This is a genomic window from Streptomyces venezuelae (assembly GCF_008642295.1).
GTDB lineage: Bacteria > Actinomycetota > Actinomycetes > Streptomycetales > Streptomycetaceae > Streptomyces > Streptomyces venezuelae_C.
The window spans coordinates 7064590-7080498 of record NZ_CP029190.1 but is presented as its reverse complement, the minus strand read 5'-3'; the positions used below and the strand labels follow the sequence as shown (position 1 = coordinate 7080498).

Below are 15909 nucleotides of genomic sequence, written 5' to 3'. Positions count from 1 at the left end.
CGGTCCCGGACCACTGTCGCTGGACGCGGGAACCTCCGGGTTGGAATGATCACGGAATGACTTGGTCCACCCGTATTCCCGTTTTCCGGCCTGCCAGTTGGGCCGCCGTGCTGGCCGCGGCGGTCCTCGCCGTTCCGGTGGCCGGCTCCCCCGCGCAGGCCGCCCCGGGCGACCCGGCCGTCGCCTCCTCCTTCAACCTCAAGCCCGGGCCTGATCTGAACGGCCAGGTGGCCGCCCTGAAGGCGGCCCTCCCCACGCAGGGCGTCCAGGCCCTTCTCGACCAGGGCAACCGGGTTGCGAAGACGGGCACTTCCTGCACCGCCGACCCCTTCGGTACGGGCGACAGCGGCACGGTCCTCGCCCCGGCGCGGAAGTTCTGCTGGGACGGCGGCGACTCCGACACCCGGGAATGGATACCCCAGGGCATCACCGGTGTTTCGGACGCCCAGGCCGACGAACTCTGGGGCACCCGCAAGCCGTTGGTCACCGCCTGGTACGACAAGGCGGGCCAGGCCCTGTGCGAGTCGGACCCCGCCACCTGCCACGACAAGGGAGTCCGGCTGTCGTTCCTCGACCCGGAGACCGCGGTACCCGGCGACCCCGAGGGCCGCCGGTACCGCCATGTCCTGCTGGTCGAGCCGTACTACAACTCCTACCGGCACATCTCCTACCGGGCCGTCGACGTCCACGCCGGAGGCATCGCCTGGTACAAGAACCACCTCTACGTCGCGGACACCCTGAAGGGCCTGCGGGTCTTCGACATGCGTGCGGTCCTGGACCTCAACCCCGACCAGGACGCCTCGGCGGACGACACCACCCTCGACGGACTGAAGAGCAACGTCCGGGACGAGACGAAGATCGGCCGGCAGAACAACGTCTACTACAGCCACACCTACCGCTATGTGATGCCGCAGGTGGCCTCCTACACGTTCGCCGGCGCCCAGGGCAACACCTCCGACGGGACCTGTGTGGCGACCGGCGCGCCGAAGGCCTCGTACATATCGGTCGACCGCAGCGACCCCGCGGCACCGGCGCTGATCATGGGCGAGTACTGCAACTCCGACGAGAACCACCCCGAGAAGGGGCGGGTCGGTGCGCTGCCGATCGACGACACCACCGGACTGCTCAAGACGGTGAACGGCACGGTCGCCGCAACGAGCGCGTTCCACCTGCCCCGTGACCTCACCCAGGGCGCGGCCCGCTACAACGGTGTGTACTACTTCAACCGCAGCTACCTCAACAACAGCGGCAGCCTGCGGCGCGCCCAGGTCTCCGGGGCCCGGCTGGTGGACCTCGGCGGCAACATCACCAATGCCGTCGGCCCCGAGGACCTGTACGTCGAGCACGGGCAGAGCCGGCCGGGCGGCGGCACACAGTACCTCTGGTCCCTGTCCGAGCACCGGATGGACACCGCGGACGCGACCTGCACGGACACCGGCTCCCCCTGCGGGCGGGTGATCTACGCGCACCGGATGGCCGACATCCTGGCCCGGCCGTAACCACTGCCACCGCCACCGCCGCAGCGCTCAGCAGGGGCCGGGCGGAGCCGGGCCCAGGGTGGTGGTGCCGATGGCGGCCCGGTGGCCCAGGCCGGTGCGGTACGCGTCGAGGGCGGCCTCGGTCCGGCCCGCACGGCGCAGCAGATCACCCAGGAGCCGGCACAGGTCGGCGAGGTCACCGGTGGCCCCGCTGCGTTCCAGCAGGGCCAGGGCACGTACGTAGTGCTCCTCGGCCGCTTCGGTGTCACCGCGCTCCTCGGCCATGAGGCCGAGGAGCCGGTGGGCCCCGCCGGCGTGCACGGCGCCGTGGTGGTCGTCCAGGTCCAGTACGCCGGACAGGAGCTCGGCGGCCTCCCCGTGCCGGCCGAGGCGGCGCAGGACATCGGCCAGCTCGACCTCCACCTGTGCGGTGTAGAGGGCGGCCCGCCGGGCGGCGAGAATACTCCGGGCCGTACGCAACTCCTCCTCGGCAGCGGTGAGTTCTCCGCTCTGGGCCTTGACGTAGCCGCGCATCCAGTGACAGTGCGCGAGGTCGGTGGCCAGCCGGAGCTGCCGGTACATCGACTGGGCCTTGGCGAGCGAGGCGTCGGCGTCGGCGGTGCGCCCCTCGGCGAGGAAGGTCCGGGCCACCTGCCGGTGCATCCCGGCCACCAGGGCGGGATCGCCGACCTGCGGGGCCAGGGCGAGGGCCGTTTCGGCGGCATGGGCCGCGCGGGCGTGCGCACCCATGTCGATGTACGGGCTGATGACGGCCGCGTACAGCATCACCAGCGCCTCGGGGTCGGCCAGGCCGCGGGCTTCCAGCTCCTCGATGGTCGATTCGAGCAGGTAGCAGGCGTACCGGAGCTCCCCCGCGAGGAGGTGGGCGACGGCCCGGCCGCGGATGGCGCGGGCCCGGCGCGGCAGTGGTTCGCCGGACAGCAGCGCCTCGGCCGCGGCGAAGTGACCGCGTGCCGCGGGAAGTTCACCGGATTCCAGGGCGCAGTCGCCGAGGCCCAGCTGCGCCTCGGCCTGTTCTGCGGGCAGTTCCAGGCGTTCCGCCTCGGCGAGCAGGCTCCGGTAGTGGCCGGCCGCCTCGTCGGCCGCGCCGGTGGCCAGTGTCCGCTGCGCGTCGGTCAGGGCGAGCCTGAGTTCGGTGGCCAGGTGGGCGGGGCGGCCGGTGGCGAGTTCCTCGTAGGTGGTGCCGAGGCGGGTGGCGAGGAAGCGCAGCGCCGTTTCGGAGGGACGGACGCGGCCGGACTCCAGGGTGGAGATGTAGGCCGCGCTGTAGGCGGGCTCGGCGAGCTGCCGCTGGGTCATACCGCCGCGGGTGCGCAGCTGCTGCACCCGTCGGCCGATCTCGGCCGGTTGGTCCACCGGGAACCCCCTGTTCGTTCAACTCCCCCGACATTCACCAGTATTCATCAGCATTCGAAGGCGCGCGATCATTGCGCGGCCCCCCGGCCCCGCCCTAGTTTAAGCGGCTGGTTCAGTTCGCTTAACTCGCTGATTAACTTCGTGTCCGGGGAGGATCCCATGCGTACGACCCAGCGTCGCCGCCATGCCCTGCCGTCGTCGGCGAGGGTGGCCGCGGCCACCGTCGCCGCACTCGTCACACTTGCCGCACTCGCCGCCGGGCCCGGTACCGCCTCGGCCGGACCGCCGCCGGCTCCTCGGGCCGAACCGGGGCCGCACGCCTTGGTGGAGGTGGAGATACCCGGCCCCGAGAACGGCACGGCCGCCGGATCGGGGCACGCCCTGGTGCCCGCCGCGGGCCGGGGCGTGCCCACCGGACGCCTGTCCGCCCCGGCCCGGGAGGCGGACGGCACGGTCGCCAAGATGATCGACAACGGTCCCTCCGCCGACCGGCTCGACGTGGTCGTGGTCGGGGACGGCTATACGGCGGAGGAGCTGGCGCGGTTCCGTGCCGACGCGCAGGCGAAGTGGGCGGAGCTGGCGGCCGTCGAGCCCTACACGACGTACCAGGGGCTGTTCAACGTGTGGACGGTCGATGCGGTCTCCCGCGAGTCCGGGGTGACCGGCGACCCGGCCCGGGACACCGTGCGGGACACCGCGCTGGGCTCGTACTTCTGGTGCGGGGACATCGAGCGGCTGCTCTGCGTCGACCAGGAGAAGGTCGACGGGTACGTGGCCCGGGTGCCCGACGCCGATCTGGTACTGGTCCTGGCGAACAGCGCCAAGTACGGCGGGGCCGGCTACAACGAGGCCAGCCAGAGCCTCGGTTACGACGGCATCGCGACGGCCTCGGCGCGCAACCCGAAGTCCGGGCAGGTCGCCGTCCACGAAACCGGCCACTCGCTGGGCCGGCTGGCGGACGAATACTTCTACCCCGGTCTGCCGGACTACGAGCGGTACACCGGTCGCGAACCGGCCGAGCCGAACGTGTCCGTACAGGACGCCGCCACGATGGCCGAGCGCCGCGAGAAGTGGCATCGCTGGCTGGGCGAAATCTCCCCGGACGGAGGCACGGTCGGTGCGTACGAAGGCGGCGGCTACTTTGTGACCGGGCTGAACCGACCCACCGAGAACTCGCTGATGCGCGTGCTGGAGCGGCCGTTCAACCTGCCCGGGGTCGAGGCGATGATCGCCGGCTTCTACCGCCACGCACGGCCGGCCACCGCCCTCACCCCCACCGGACGCACGCTGCGCGGCCACCAGGCGGCGGCGGTCGCCCTGCCCCGGCTGCCGGCGCCGGCCGCGCAGCGGTTCTCCGTACGCTGGTACCTGGACGGCCGGGAGCTGCGGCCCTTCGCGGGCCGGACCCGGGTGCGGGTGGCCGAACTGGGCCTGTCTCTCATCGACTTGCGGACGCACCGGCTGTCGGTACGGGTCGAGGACCGCACCCCGTCGGTGCGGGACCCGGAGATCGCCCGCACCCTGGGCACCACGGTCGAATGGCGGGTCCGCCTCTGACGAGCATGGCCGGATGTGACAGATTGCCGTCATTGCAGTCGTCAGGGGCTGCGGTGACGATGGGTGCATGCCCACTCCCCACCGAGTCGTCATCGCGGTCTTCCCGGATGTCGACCTGCTCGATGTCACCGGCCCGGCCGAGGTGTTCGCCCTGGCCAACCGGGAGACCGGGGGCCGGTCCGGGTACGAGGTCCGGCTGGCCGGCCCCGATGCCGGACCGGTCGTCACCTCCGCCGGCGTACGGCTGCTGGCCGACCTGGCCTTCGCCGACGTGGGCGCCGCAGTGGACACCCTGCTGGTGCCCGGCGCGGTGGACCTGCACCCGGACGGCCCGGTGGCCCGGGTCGACGAAGCCGTGGTGGAGTGGGTACGGAACACCGCCCCCCACGCCCGGCGGATCGCATCCGTGTGCGTGGGCGCGCACCTGCTCGCGGCGGCCGGGCTGCTCGACGGGCGCCGGGCGACCACCCACTGGTCGACCGCGGCACAACTCGCCGCCGAGCACCCCCGGGTGCGGGTGGACGCCGATCCGATCTTCGTGCGGTCCGGACGGGTGTGGACCGGCGCGGGCATCAGCACCTGCCTGGACCTGGCGCTGGCCCTGGTGGCCGAGGACCACGGCGAGGAACTGGCGCTGAGCGTGGCCCGGCAGCTGGTGGTCTATCTCCGGCGGCAGGGCGGCCAGAGCCAGTTCAGCGTCCCGCTGAGCCGGCCCGCACCGGCCCGCAGGGACATCGACGAGCTGCGCACCTTCATCACCGAGCACCTCGACGAGGATCTGTCCGCGCCGGTGCTGGCCGGTCACCTGTGCCTGAGCGAACGCCATTTCGCCCGGGTCTTCCGGCAGGAGACCGGCAGCAGTCCGGCCGCCTATGTGGAGGCCGCCCGGGTCGAAGCGGCCCGCCGGCTTCTGGAGACCACCGACCGGTCACTGGAGCAGATCGCGGCGGCCACCGGGCTCGGTTCGGTCGAAACACTGCACCGCGCTTTCCGGAAGCAGATCAACACCACGCCGGCCTCCTACCGCCGCCGCTTCCGCACCACTTCCTGCACCAGCTGAACCCCAGCTGAACCCCAGTCGGAAGGAACGACCTTTCCATGACCGCCTCCCTCACCCTGCGCGCCCTCAGCGGCCTCGACAACACGCTGCCCCGCCTCGCCGACACCACCCTGATCATGATCGATTTCCAGAACACCTACCGCAGCGGCGTGATGGCCCTCGAAGGCGCCGAGCCCGCCCTGGCCGCCGGGGCCCGGCTGCTCGCCGCTGCCCGCTCGGCCGGCACCCCGGTCGTCCACGTGGTCAACGACGGCGGCGAGGGCACTCCGTACGACATCCGCGCGGAGATCGGGGCCATCAGCCCCGAGGTGGCGCCGGCCGACGGCGAGCCGGTCGTGGTCAAGCGGTTCCCCAACGCCTTCCACGCCACCGACCTGGAGAAGACCCTGCGCAGCCTGGACGCCGGACCCGAGCTGGTGCTGGCCGGGTTTATGACCCACATGTGCATCACCTTCACCGCCCAAGGGGCCTTCAACCTGGGCTACCGGCCCACCGTCGTCGCCGAGGCGACCGCGACCCGCTCCCTGACCGCCCCCGACGGCAGCACCGTACCGGCGGCCACCCTCCAGACCGGGAGCCTGACCGCCATCGCCGACCTCTTCGGCCCGGTGGCCCCCACGGTCGGGCACCTCATCGGCTGACCGGGTTCAGATGCTGCCCAAGTCGGCGGAGAGCCAGTGCTCCGGGCGCATCCGGACGGTCTGCTGGGGGCCGTATTCACGGGCCGAGAGCTCCAGGTAGGCCTCCAGGGCCGCCGGGGGCAGATAGCGGGCGGCGACGGTCCGCATCTCGTCCTTGGTGGTGGGCGCGGTGGACACGATCGCGCCCTCGACGGAAACGTAGCGGATCGTCGGAGTGACGCGTTCGGCCAAAAGGGAGAAGCGGCCGGCCCCGGCCAGCAACCGCGCCTTGACGGAGTCCACAGCGGTCACCACCCACAGGTCGCCGCCGGGCTGGTAGACGTACCAGATCGGCACGACCAGCGGGGCCCGGTCCGCGTCCGGGCGGGCGACGGCCAGGGATCCGATGTGGGGTTCGGCGAGGAAGGCCTCGCGCTCTGCGATCGACAGGGCCATGACGATGTCTCCACATCGCTCGGAGCCGGTCCTCGGACAGGGCTCACGTTAGCCGCTGGATCGCGACCATGGCGGCGTCGTCCCCGAGGAACCCGCCCACCGCATGGGCGAGCAGATCGCTGCGGAGCCGGTCGAGCAGGTCCTGCGGGCCCGTGCAGGGGAAGCCGGCGAGGCGTTCCACGAGCGGGTAGAACCGGCCGGCCTCGTCCCGTGCCTCGAGTACTCCATCGGTGCACAGCAGTACGAGGTCACCGGGCTCGAAGGCGAACTCCTCGGCGGTGACCCGGGACTCCACCAGGCCGGCCAGGCCCAGGGGCGGCGCCGGGTGGGCCACGTCCAGGGTCAGGACCCGGCGGTCCCGCAGCAGCAACGGCGGCGGGTGGCCGCAGCTGACCAGCCGCAGCGACGGCTCGTCGTCGGGGACGTCGAGCACGGCGGCGGTCACGAAGCTCTCGCCCGGGGCCGCCGTACCGCTGCTCAGGACGTCGGCATGGTCCCAGTCCGGTGTGGCCGCGCGCTCCAGATAGGCCACCAGCCCCGGCAGATCGCCCTCCTGGTGGCCGGCCGCGCGGAAGGCGCCGAGGACGAGGGCGGCATCGCCGACCGCGTCCAGACCCTTGCCCCGTACGTCACCGATGATCAGCCGGGTCCCGCGGGCTGTCCGGGTGGCGGCGTACAGGTCACCGCCGATCTGCGCCTCCGCCTCGGCGGCCAGGTACAGGGAGGCGATCCGCAACGGGCCGAGCCGTTCCGGGAGCGGGCGCAGGACCACCTGCTGCGCGGTCTCCGCGACCGTGCGCAACTGCAGCAGTTCCCTCTCGTGGACTTCCCGGAGATGGGCGAAGAAGGTGACGATCACGGAGATCAGAATGAGCGCGGTGATCTGAAAGGTGTGGTTCAGGTCGGTGAGGCTGGTGCGCACCATCGCGACCACGACCTGGGCCAGGACCGCGATCGCGCCGACGATTCCGGTGGCCCGCGGGCCGGCGAACGACGCGGTCAGGGCGGGGGCGGCCACCAGGAACGGGCCGAGATGGACCTCCGGCGGGGCCAGGATGTCGACCACGGTGACGAAGGCGATCAAGGCGAGCGGGACCACCAGCAGCGCGTGACCGAAATCCCCCGGCCGCTGATGGCTCACACGCATCCGACGGATGTCCATCCCTCCTGCATACACCGCAATGCCGTCCGAAACCTGCCGCTGTTGCCCTGCGGGCGGGAAAGGCACCCGCACGCAGGGGGGCTTCAGCGGCCCGGTTCATCGGGGCGGTCGTGTTCGGGGTGCAGGCCCAGCATGTCGATGAGCAGCAGCAGCTCCGCCCGGTCGACGGCGCGGGCGGCGACCGTCCGGCGGGCAGCCGCCCGGTCGGCGGGGGCGGACGGTGCGAGCAGGGCCTGCTCTTCGCAGGCGAACGGATCCTTCATGGAGCGATCCGACCACCACCGCCGCTCCCGGGCAGCTCCGCCTGCTCCACCCGACACAACCGTGTCCCCGGACGGCGGGAATCCGTCACGGCATGTCGGGAAGACGGGCGGCGGCCTGCTCCGCCTCGCGCAGCACGGTGTGCGTGTCGACGCCGACGAGCTCGCCGCCGGCCTTGCGCATCCTGCCGTCCACGAAGACATGGCTGACATTGGACGGCCGGCCGTTCAGGACGATCTGCGCGATCCAGTCCCGGCGGGGCGCGAAATTGAGCGCCGCCGGATCGAGGACGATCACGTCGGCGCGTTTGCCGGGGGTCAGTGAGCCCACGCGGTCGGCCATGCCGATGCACTCGGCGCCCCCGAGGGTCGCCATCCGCAGGACGGCCGCAAGGGTGGGGTGGACCTCCGCGTTCTGGTGCAGCGCCCGCTGGAGGCCGACCGCGGCCTTCATCAGGGCGAACATGTCGGAGGTGTCGTTGGCGCCGCCGTCCTGGCCGAGTCCGGTCTTCACACCGCGGGCGTACAGGGCGGGCAGCCGCATGATGCCCGAGGCCAGCCGCATGTTGCTCAGGGGGCAGTGGGCCACCCGTACGTCGTGTTCGGCGGCCAGGGAGACCTCCTCGTCGGTGAGGTGGACGGCATGGTTCATCAGCAGGTCCGGACCGAAGGCGCCGGCCAGGCGCAGCGCGCCGACCGGGTCGTCCGCGCGGTCGGCCCGGTGCTCCAGGACGTGCGAGTTGAGCATCACGCCCAGCTCGCGGGCCAGCCCGTGGAAGTGGCGCAGCAGGCCGAGGTCGGGCATCCGGGCATGGACGGCCACCTGGGCCGAGGCGAGCGGCAGCGGGTCCAGGAGTTCCTTCTTGACGCGGGTGACGAGATCCGCGTCCGCGATGTCCTGCGACATCGCGTAGACGAACCGGAGCCCGGAGTCGTCCAGGGCGCGGATGTAGCGCTCGCCGGTGTCGTACGGGACGGGGTGGACCCAGTCGACGACGGTGGTCACCCCGGTCTGGAGGACGTCCAGGGCGGCGAGGCGGACGAAGCGGTACATGTCCGCCGGGTCGATGCGTCCGAGGGTGGGGCCGTTGCAGGTGCGCAGCCATCCGTACAGGTCGTGTGCGGTGCAGCCGCCGCGGATGCTGGACTGCCAGAGGTGGTTGTGGACGTCCACGAATCCGGGCAGGACCGCACGGCCGCTGACGTCCACCACGCGGGTGCCGGGCGGGGCCGTCAGGCGCGGGCCCACGGACTCGATCCTGCCGTCCCGGATCAGCAGGTCGGCGCGGGGAAGGGCGCCCAGCGTCCCCTCCCCGAGGACGGGGTCCATGGTGAGGATCAGTTCGGCACCGCGGAGCAGGGTGCTGCCGCCGGGGGCTGCGGCGGGCCGGTAGCGGGGGGTGGCCGTGATCAGGGGAATGCTGCCGAGGCCGGCGAGGACGCTTCGGCGGCTCGGGTGCGAAGAATCCGTCATGGAGGTGGTATCCCGCGCGCATCGCCCCTCGGCAAGGGATGTTTCCGGCCAGCGGTAATGGATTTCCGTTTCCACCGGCTCGGGTCGGCGCCGGGCATAACCCCGCGGCCGGTCGGTCGTTGAACCGGGCGGTCAGCGAAGGCCATGGCACTCGGCCCCCGGGATTGCTCATTCCCGGGGGCCGGGGGCTCTTCGGTGTCCCGGGCGGTGAGGCCGCGTCAGCGGTTGAGCGGAATCCGCTGGAGCGGAGCAGACTTGGGCGCGGGCTTGGGCACCGGCTTGGGCGCCGCCTTGGGCGCCGCCTTCGACGTTCCGCCGGCGGCCGGAGCGGTCCCGCACAGGGCGCGTTCCATCAGCCGGCCCATGGCCTCGTCGGCAGCGTGCGGGATCGGTTGGCCGGCCTCGTCGAGGCGCTGGTACTTGGTCAGGTTCCAGCCCACGGCGAACTGCCGTTTCCCTTCGGGAGTGGACAACGCCCAGGTGCCGGCTCCGAAGACGCCTCCGTCATGGCCCCACACCGGGCCACAGGACGTGTCCATGGAGTAGATGCCGAGGCCGTAGCGCATGCCCACACTGCCGTCCGGGGCCTTGACCGGCCAGGTCGTGCGCATCTCGCGCAGCTGGGCGGCGGGCAGCAGCTCGCCCGCCAGCAGGCGGCGGTAGAAGGTGTTGAGGTCCTGCTGGGTGGAGATCAGCGCACCGGCGGTGCCGGCCCAGGTCATGTTGTAGGTGCTGTAGTCGCGCGGCGGGTCGATCAGGCCGTGCAGGTTCTCGTACATCCGCGCATGAGGGCCCCTGACGGCCGGCTGCGTGCCGGGGAACCAGGTGTCGCGCAGCCCGGCCTTGCGGATCACGTCCCGGGTGATGACCCGTTCCGGGTCCTGGCCGGTGACCTTGCGCAGGAGTTCGCCGAGCAGGATGTAGTTGGTGTTGGAGTACCCCCAGTCGGTGCCGGGCTCGAAGGTCTGCGGGAGGCCGACACCGAGCCGTATGAGCTCGGTGGGGGCGATGGTGCGGTGGCGGTGCTCGTCCAGGCTGCTCGGGTCGGCCTGCTTGAGGGAGGGGAAGGCCTCCGCCACATAGTCGGCGATGCCGCTGGTGTGGTTGAGCAGCATCCGGACGGTGACCTTGCGACCGCGCTCGCCGGGTACCAGCCCGGGCAGGTGGTCCCCGATCGGCTGGTCGAGACGGATACGGCCGTTGGCCACCTGCTGGAGGACGGCGACGGCGGTGAAGGACTTGGTGACGCTGCCGACGCGGTGCCGCAGGTCGGGGCTGGTGGGCCGGCGCGTGTCGAGGTCGGCGAGGCCTGCTGCGCCCTTCCACCGGGCGTGGCCGTCGCGCACGGCGGAGTAGGCGCCGTACACACCGGCCTCGTGTACGGCGCGGAGCTCGGCCGCAAGCGCCTGCCGGTCGAGCCGGTCGATCCTGCCGCCGTCGGCGGCCGTGGCCGCGGGGGCGGTGGCGGCCAGCAAGGCGAGTGCGAGCACGGCGGCGGCCGGGGCCGGCCTGCGGGCCCGGTGCTTCCGGCCGTCGTTGCGGGTGGTGGCGTGCGTACGCTGCACTGACTGCACTGACTGCACGAGCTGCACGGGTTACTCCTGTGGCTGTGGCCGATCGGGTGCCGGATGGCTTCGGACCCCTCGATCCTTTCGCCTCAGCACCCGACTGATCGTCAAACCCCAGGAGTAGAACTGTCATTGATTGTCATGACATTCGTCATGCATCCCGCCGACGCCGTACTACGGTACGTGCACGGCGGATCCTGCGGGTGGAGCGGTGGAGGAGAGTCATGGCGGACCACGACCTGGCCGGCTACGAGCAGAGCAGGTTCACGCACGGGGGCGTCGAGCGCCGGATCCTCCGGCGCGGCACCGGGCCGGCCGTGATCGTGATGGCCGAGATCCCGGGGATCACGCCGAAGGTGCTGGAGTTCGCGGACCGTGTGGCAGCGATCGGCTGTACGGCTGTCCTCCCGGTGCTGTTCGGCGAGCCGGGCCGCGATCCCCGCCCCGCGGCGCACGGCGCGCTGAGCGCCGGCCGGTATGTGGCTTCGTCGGTGCTGAAGGTGTGCGTGAGTCGGGAGTTCACCCTGCTGGCCACGGGCCGGAGTTCCCGGGTCGTGACCTGGCTGCGCGCCCTGGCCGCCCACGAGCACGAGCGGTGCGGCGGCCCGGGGGTCGGGGCCGTCGGGATGTGCCTGACCGGCGGCTTCGCCCTGGCCATGGCCACCGACCCGCGGATCGTGGCCCCGGTGCTGTCCCAGCCCTCGCTGCCGCTCGCGGGCGTGCCGGGCCTGGCGGGCCGGTCCCGGACGATCGACATCGGTGCCGCGGAACTGGACGTCGTACGGGGGCGCTGTGAGCGGGAGGGCCTCCAGGTCATGGGGCTGCGGTTCAAGGGCGACCGGCTCGTGCCCGGTGACCGGTTCGCGTTCCTGCGGCGCGAGCTGGGCGACGCCTTCGTCGCCGTCGAGCTGGACGACGGTTCGGCGAACCCCGAGGGCGTACTCCCCCCGCACTCCGTGCTGACCGAGCATCTGATCGACGCCCCGGGAGAACCCACCCGGGCGGCGCTGGACCAGGTGCTGCACCTGTTCCGCGCCCGCCTGCTCACGGCGAAGGCGGCCGGGGCGGACGGCTCCGCAGCGAGCGGGACTGCACCATCTTGAGTACGGCGCGTGGCAGGTGGGTGGTGTTCCCGCGCCGGACGGATCTGCCGGAGTGCGCGGCGGTCCGGCCGGGCCGAGGATGGCTTCCGGCCACTCCCCGTCCAGCCTTCTAGGAGCCCGCCATGCTGGAGCGCAAGCTGCGCAAGAACCGCACCGAAGTCACCTTCGTGCTGCCCGCCGACACGCCGCCCGGACCCGTGAGCGTCGTGGGCGACTTCAACGGCTGGCAGCCCGGCACCCACACCCTGCGCCCGCGCAAGGACGGTATGCGTGCGGTGACGGTCGAGCTGCCGAGCTCGAGCACGCATTCCTTCCGCTACCTCGCCGCCGACGACCACTGGTTCAACGACGACAGCGTCCTGGACCTGGACGGCCCCAACAGCCGGCTCCACACCTGATTCCCTCCCCGAGCCGCCTGCGCGCCACCACCCACCGCCCGGCCCCGACAGGAGCCGGGCGGTTGACCTTGCCCCTGGGGAAGACGGGAGCGTAGCGGGCATGGAGGAAGACGCACTGCTCAGCATCGGCGCGTTCGCCCGTCGGGCGCGCCTGTCCCAGAAGGCCCTGAGGCTGTACGACCGCCAGGGCCTGTTGCCGCCCGACCATGTCGATCCCGGCACCGGCTACCGGTACTACCGGGAGAGCCGGCTCGACGCAGCCCGGCTGATCGTGCGGCTGCGCGGGCTGGACATGCCACTGGCCGAGGTCGGGGCGGTCCTGTCCGCCCCGGCCCCGGAGGCGGCCCGGCTGGTGGCCGCGTACTGGGACGGCGTCGAGCGCCGCCTGGCGGCCCAGCGCGAGCTGGCAGCGCACCTCCGCAACCATCTGCTCGGAGACGAAGGGAACCTGGACATGTACGAGATTCAGCAGCGCGAGGTGCCGGAGCAGCTGGTCCTCACGGAGCAGCGGCACATCACCCCGGAGGAGCTCCCCGACTGGATCCACGCGGCCCTCGGCCGGCTGGCCGCGGTGGCCGAGGCGCACGGGGGCTTCTTCGGCCACCCGTTCGTCGTCTACCACGGAGAGGTGACCGAGGACGGTGACGGCCCGGTGGAGATCTGCGTCCCGGTGGACCCGGCGCGCGCGGCCGAGTTCCCGGTGGCCAGCCGGATCGAGCCGGCCCATGCGGAGGCCTACACCCGGGTGACGAAGGCTCAGGTGGCCTACCCGCAGATCCTCTCCGCCTACGACGCGGTCTACACGTGGGTGGAGGGCGAGGCCCGCACGGCGTCGGCGGCTCCCCGCGAGGTGTACTTCGCGGAGTGGTCCGGGCTCGCCCCGGCCGATCCGGCCTGCGACGTCGCCGTGCCGCTGGCCGGCTGAGCGTACGGCCCGCCCCGTCCGGGCGCCCCGTCCGGCCGCTCAGTGCGCGGGGGCTTCGCGGTTGGTGAGGCGGAGCCGGGATTCCATCTCGTGTTCGCCGGGGACGGTGCCGAGGTGCTCCACGACGAAGGCCTTCTGAAGCTCCTGGCGGACCAGGCGGATGGGGTCGGCGGAGCCGTAGAGCTCCGCCGTCACCGGGGAGCCCAGGTGGGCGGCCGGCTCGGTGCCGTGGTCCCTGCGGGAGCGGGCGTCCACGGCCATCGACCACACGGTGGCCTGGACCGCGCCCGTGCCACCCGCTCCCTGTCCGGCCCGCTCGGGGGCAAGGACTTCGGAGAATGCGGCGCGCAGGACGTCGAGGACGGTGTCGGCGGTCTCGTGCTCGCAGTCCGAGAGATGGACGCTGACCTGGTGGGCGCTTTCCTCGACGGTCATCTGACGGTTCCTTCCACCGTTGGGTGAACACGCGGCCGGGCGCCATCGTACGGAGCGCCGTCCGCGGATCGCCGCAGCCCATGCCGCGGCGAGCCCAACCGGATGACGCCCGCCGACGCGGGCCGGGGCGCCCGCCGATTCCCGGGGACCGTTCCCCCGGGACCGTTTCCCCGGGGCGTCGGCGGGTAGCCGCGCCCATGGACGACCATCCCGACTTCGGAGGCGAATTCCATGGGAGGCATTGGCGGTTGCATCGCGCTCATCGTGGTGGGCGCGGTCCTCACGTTCGCGAGCGACTGGACGATGGACGGCGTGAACCTGGACGTCGTCGGCGTCATCATGATGGTGTGCGGAGCCATCGGGCTCGCCGTCTATTCCAGCGTCGCCAAGCGTCGCCGTACGGCCGCGGCCCTGCCGGTGGTCGACGAAACCCACCGCGACGGAAGGTGAACACCGGCCGCCGGCCCGCCCGGCAGGGCGTCGCGGGGTTCCGCTACTTCCTGGCCTTCGGGGCGGCCAGCCGGATGCCGTTCCAGTCGGGGCCGACCCCGGCGGAGCCGACCGGCTGGAGTCCGGCGGTCACGGCGGCCTCCTGGACGTCCGAGGGTTCGGCATACCCGTCCCGTCCGTTCTTCGGCGTGAAGAGCCAGATCAGCGCGCCCGCTTCGGTCAGGGTCGTGGCGTCGACCAGGATGTCGGCGAGGTCGCCGTCCTCCGCGCGGAACCAGACGATCACGGCGTCGACCACATCGTCGAATTCCTCGTCGACCAGATCCTGACCGGTCAGGATCTCGATCTCGGTCCGCAGCGTGTGGTCGGTGTCCTCGTCGTAGCCGAGTTCCTGGACGACCTGGCCGGGCTGGAAGCCCAGCCGGGCGGCCGGGTTGGTCTGCTTGTCCTGCGCTGTGCTCATCGCCGGTCCCTTGCCTCATCGGGCACGCCTGTCGCACCCGTGGCGGTAGCCAATCAGATGCGCAGCGTGTCCGCGGGATCGTGGCCGGTCCCGACGGGGCGGTCAGTCCGTGTCGAGGTGGTACACGCCGGCCTTGACGTCGGCGAACAGGGTGAACTCGATGTGGGGGCCGGGGTCGTCGGGGTGGCCGGGCTCGTGGTCGAGGTCCGTTTCGATGGGCTCGGCGTCCACCAGGACGTACTCGCCGTAGCCCTCGAAGTCGCCGGGTCCGTCCGCGACGCCGATGTGGATCGGCGTCTCGTCCGGCAGGTCGGCGAGGGCGGCACGGAGCCTGGCTGCGGTCCATACCTGGGGATCGTGGTCGAACGTGTCTGCCATGCGCCGACAGTAGAGCCCCGGGCCTGCTCACCGGGTGCGCCGCGCCGGTTGTCGGCCCCCGGGCGCACAGCCAACCGATTCCAGCCAGACGCTTGTTGCCTGGCTGAAAATAGTGCAATGCTGTGCGCGCACGGCGGGCCTTTCCGACCCCCGCGGAAGAGCCCACGACCCCGCCCGAGCACCCCCGTCCGGGCGGGGTCCGCCGTATCCGCACTCCCTCCCGGCCTCCCCACCGGGAGGGCCCGGACCGACGGGACCGCGCCGGCCGGCGGGCCGGTTCAGGGCCGCCACACATAGCGGACGTCCGGCTCGCCTTCCTCGTTGCGCCGCCCGTCGGTGCGTTCCACCGCCGTGAACCCGTGCCGCTCGTAGAACCGCAGCGCCGGTCCGTTGACCTGGAACGTCCACAACGCCAGCCCGTCGGGGCGCTGCTGCTTGGCCAGGCCGACGAGGCGGTCGCCCACTCCCCGGCCGCGCCAGGCGGGGTCGAGGTAGAGCTGCTCGAGCTCCTCGCCGTCGAGGACCAGCAGCCCGATCACCGCACCCCCGGCGACGGCCACCCAGCAGTCGTACTGCGGCACCACCACGAAGGAGAACCAGTCCCGGACCGCATCGTCGCCGTGGGCCCTTCGTACGGTCGGCAGGGCGGCGGCGAAGGAACGCAGCCACACCTCGGCCATGCCGGCCGCATCGGAGTCGTCCGCACGCCGGACGGCGACGGCGGTCCGCTGGTCCTGCTGCTGGT

The 15909-nt window shown here is 72.2% G+C and carries 18 protein-coding genes; 8 read left to right on the top strand and 10 right to left on the bottom strand.

What is annotated here, in order from left to right; genetic code table 11:
• Nucleotides 1-56: 56 nt before the first annotated feature.
• Nucleotides 57-1499, top strand: coding sequence for a hypothetical protein (locus DEJ50_RS31620; RefSeq protein WP_150211471.1), 1443 nt, complete (start codon nucleotides 57-59; stop codon nucleotides 1497-1499).
• 27 nt (nucleotides 1500-1526) lie between these two features.
• On the opposite strand, the gene DEJ50_RS31615 is transcribed toward DEJ50_RS31620, so the two are convergent.
• Nucleotides 1527-2855: a helix-turn-helix domain-containing protein gene (locus DEJ50_RS31615; RefSeq protein ID WP_150211470.1), complete on the bottom strand. Its 1329-nt coding sequence runs from the start codon at nucleotides 2853-2855 to the stop codon at nucleotides 1527-1529.
• A gap of 159 nt (nucleotides 2856-3014) precedes the next feature.
• Between DEJ50_RS31615 and DEJ50_RS31610 the strand changes: the two genes are divergently transcribed.
• The 3 genes from DEJ50_RS31610 to DEJ50_RS31600 all read left to right on the top strand — a co-directional run bounded on the left by DEJ50_RS31610 (nucleotide 3015) and on the right by DEJ50_RS31600 (nucleotide 6113).
• Nucleotides 3015-4412 (top strand): M64 family metallopeptidase, encoded by a 1398-nt coding sequence (locus DEJ50_RS31610; protein ID WP_150211469.1) that lies wholly within the window; start codon nucleotides 3015-3017, stop codon nucleotides 4410-4412.
• Nucleotides 4413-4479: 67 nt separating this feature from the next.
• Nucleotides 4480-5472, top strand: coding sequence for a GlxA family transcriptional regulator (locus DEJ50_RS31605; RefSeq protein ID WP_150211468.1), 993 nt, complete (start codon nucleotides 4480-4482; stop codon nucleotides 5470-5472).
• A 38-nt stretch (nucleotides 5473-5510) separates the two neighbouring features.
• Nucleotides 5511-6113 (top strand): isochorismatase family protein, encoded by a 603-nt coding sequence (locus DEJ50_RS31600; protein ID WP_150211467.1) that lies wholly within the window; start codon nucleotides 5511-5513, stop codon nucleotides 6111-6113.
• 6 nt (nucleotides 6114-6119) lie between these two features.
• Here DEJ50_RS31600 and DEJ50_RS31595 read toward each other — a convergent pair whose 3' ends face one another.
• The 5 genes from DEJ50_RS31595 to DEJ50_RS31575 all read right to left on the bottom strand — a co-directional run bounded on the left by DEJ50_RS31595 (nucleotide 6120) and on the right by DEJ50_RS31575 (nucleotide 11009).
• Nucleotides 6120-6548 carry a pyridoxamine 5'-phosphate oxidase family protein gene (locus DEJ50_RS31595; protein WP_150211466.1) on the bottom strand — a complete coding sequence of 143 codons (429 nt, stop codon included), beginning with the start codon at nucleotides 6546-6548 and terminating at the stop codon, nucleotides 6120-6122.
• 43 nt (nucleotides 6549-6591) lie between these two features.
• Nucleotides 6592-7695, bottom strand: coding sequence for a PP2C family protein-serine/threonine phosphatase (locus DEJ50_RS31590; protein ID WP_150211465.1), 1104 nt, complete (start codon nucleotides 7693-7695; stop codon nucleotides 6592-6594).
• A 98-nt stretch (nucleotides 7696-7793) separates the two neighbouring features.
• Nucleotides 7794-7973: a hypothetical protein gene (locus DEJ50_RS31585; RefSeq protein WP_150211464.1), complete on the bottom strand. Its 180-nt coding sequence runs from the start codon at nucleotides 7971-7973 to the stop codon at nucleotides 7794-7796.
• Between the two features lie 85 nt (nucleotides 7974-8058).
• Nucleotides 8059-9444: an amidohydrolase family protein gene (locus tag DEJ50_RS31580; RefSeq protein ID WP_150211463.1), complete on the bottom strand. Its 1386-nt coding sequence runs from the start codon at nucleotides 9442-9444 to the stop codon at nucleotides 8059-8061.
• Between the two features lie 218 nt (nucleotides 9445-9662).
• A complete protein-coding gene (locus tag DEJ50_RS31575; RefSeq protein ID WP_223837986.1) occupies nucleotides 9663-11009 on the bottom strand; it encodes a serine hydrolase domain-containing protein in 1347 nt (448 codons plus the stop codon).
• Between the two features lie 227 nt (nucleotides 11010-11236).
• Here DEJ50_RS31575 and DEJ50_RS31570 point away from each other — a divergent pair, with 227 nt between their 5' ends.
• The 3 genes from DEJ50_RS31570 to DEJ50_RS31560 all read left to right on the top strand — a co-directional run bounded on the left by DEJ50_RS31570 (nucleotide 11237) and on the right by DEJ50_RS31560 (nucleotide 13438).
• A complete protein-coding gene (locus tag DEJ50_RS31570) occupies nucleotides 11237-12115 on the top strand; it encodes a dienelactone hydrolase family protein (RefSeq protein WP_150211462.1) in 879 nt (292 codons plus the stop codon).
• Nucleotides 12116-12237: 122 nt separating this feature from the next.
• On the top strand, nucleotides 12238-12513 hold the full coding sequence (locus tag DEJ50_RS31565) for an isoamylase early set domain-containing protein (protein WP_150211461.1): 276 nt from the start codon (nucleotides 12238-12240) through the stop codon (nucleotides 12511-12513).
• Between the two features lie 100 nt (nucleotides 12514-12613).
• A complete protein-coding gene (locus tag DEJ50_RS31560) occupies nucleotides 12614-13438 on the top strand; it encodes a MerR family transcriptional regulator (RefSeq protein ID WP_150211460.1) in 825 nt (274 codons plus the stop codon).
• 39 nt (nucleotides 13439-13477) lie between these two features.
• Here the strand turns inward: DEJ50_RS31560 and DEJ50_RS31555 are convergent, their stop codons facing one another.
• Nucleotides 13478-13873 carry a hypothetical protein gene (locus tag DEJ50_RS31555; RefSeq protein ID WP_150211459.1) on the bottom strand — a complete coding sequence of 132 codons (396 nt, stop codon included), beginning with the start codon at nucleotides 13871-13873 and terminating at the stop codon, nucleotides 13478-13480.
• Between the two features lie 231 nt (nucleotides 13874-14104).
• Here DEJ50_RS31555 and DEJ50_RS31550 point away from each other — a divergent pair, with 231 nt between their 5' ends.
• Nucleotides 14105-14323 (top strand): DUF6458 family protein, encoded by a 219-nt coding sequence (locus DEJ50_RS31550; RefSeq protein WP_150211458.1) that lies wholly within the window; start codon nucleotides 14105-14107, stop codon nucleotides 14321-14323.
• Between the two features lie 43 nt (nucleotides 14324-14366).
• Here the strand turns inward: DEJ50_RS31550 and DEJ50_RS31545 are convergent, their stop codons facing one another.
• The 3 genes from DEJ50_RS31545 to DEJ50_RS31535 form a co-directional block, all read right to left on the bottom strand.
• Nucleotides 14367-14786 carry a DUF3052 domain-containing protein gene (locus DEJ50_RS31545; RefSeq protein WP_150211457.1) on the bottom strand — a complete coding sequence of 140 codons (420 nt, stop codon included), beginning with the start codon at nucleotides 14784-14786 and terminating at the stop codon, nucleotides 14367-14369.
• A 102-nt stretch (nucleotides 14787-14888) separates the two neighbouring features.
• Nucleotides 14889-15164, bottom strand: a complete 276-nt coding sequence (locus DEJ50_RS31540; RefSeq protein WP_150211456.1) for a DUF6225 family protein — start codon at nucleotides 15162-15164, stop codon at nucleotides 14889-14891.
• Nucleotides 15165-15442: 278 nt separating this feature from the next.
• The gene (locus DEJ50_RS31535) at nucleotides 15443-15844 is read right to left on the bottom strand and encodes a GNAT family N-acetyltransferase (protein ID WP_150212485.1); all 402 of its coding nucleotides are present in this window, start codon (nucleotides 15842-15844) and stop codon (nucleotides 15443-15445) included.
• Between the last annotated feature and the right edge of the window lie 65 nt (nucleotides 15845-15909).

Coding starts and splice junctions, on each gene's coding strand:
- DEJ50_RS31620 (WP_150211471.1), top strand. CDS start 57: ATGACTTGGTCCACCCGTATTCCCGTTTTCCGGCCTGCCAGTTGGGCC.
- DEJ50_RS31610 (WP_150211469.1), top strand. CDS start 3,015: ATGCGTACGACCCAGCGTCGCCGCCATGCCCTGCCGTCGTCGGCGAGG.
- DEJ50_RS31605 (WP_150211468.1), top strand. CDS start 4,480: ATGCCCACTCCCCACCGAGTCGTCATCGCGGTCTTCCCGGATGTCGAC.
- DEJ50_RS31600 (WP_150211467.1), top strand. CDS start 5,511: ATGACCGCCTCCCTCACCCTGCGCGCCCTCAGCGGCCTCGACAACACG.
- DEJ50_RS31595 (WP_150211466.1), bottom strand. CDS start 6,548: ATGGCCCTGTCGATCGCAGAGCGCGAGGCCTTCCTCGCCGAACCCCAC.
- DEJ50_RS31590 (WP_150211465.1), bottom strand. CDS start 7,695: ATGCGTGTGAGCCATCAGCGGCCGGGGGATTTCGGTCACGCGCTGCTG.
- DEJ50_RS31585 (WP_150211464.1), bottom strand. CDS start 7,973: ATGAAGGATCCGTTCGCCTGCGAAGAGCAGGCCCTGCTCGCACCGTCC.
- DEJ50_RS31580 (WP_150211463.1), bottom strand. CDS start 9,444: ATGACGGATTCTTCGCACCCGAGCCGCCGAAGCGTCCTCGCCGGCCTC.
- DEJ50_RS31570 (WP_150211462.1), top strand. CDS start 11,237: ATGGCGGACCACGACCTGGCCGGCTACGAGCAGAGCAGGTTCACGCAC.
- DEJ50_RS31565 (WP_150211461.1), top strand. CDS start 12,238: ATGCTGGAGCGCAAGCTGCGCAAGAACCGCACCGAAGTCACCTTCGTG.
- DEJ50_RS31560 (WP_150211460.1), top strand. CDS start 12,614: ATGGAGGAAGACGCACTGCTCAGCATCGGCGCGTTCGCCCGTCGGGCG.
- DEJ50_RS31555 (WP_150211459.1), bottom strand. CDS start 13,873: ATGACCGTCGAGGAAAGCGCCCACCAGGTCAGCGTCCATCTCTCGGAC.
- DEJ50_RS31550 (WP_150211458.1), top strand. CDS start 14,105: ATGGGAGGCATTGGCGGTTGCATCGCGCTCATCGTGGTGGGCGCGGTC.
- DEJ50_RS31545 (WP_150211457.1), bottom strand. CDS start 14,786: ATGAGCACAGCGCAGGACAAGCAGACCAACCCGGCCGCCCGGCTGGGC.
- DEJ50_RS31540 (WP_150211456.1), bottom strand. CDS start 15,164: ATGGCAGACACGTTCGACCACGATCCCCAGGTATGGACCGCAGCCAGG.
- DEJ50_RS31535 (WP_150212485.1), bottom strand. CDS start 15,844: ATGGCCGAGGTGTGGCTGCGTTCCTTCGCCGCCGCCCTGCCGACCGTA.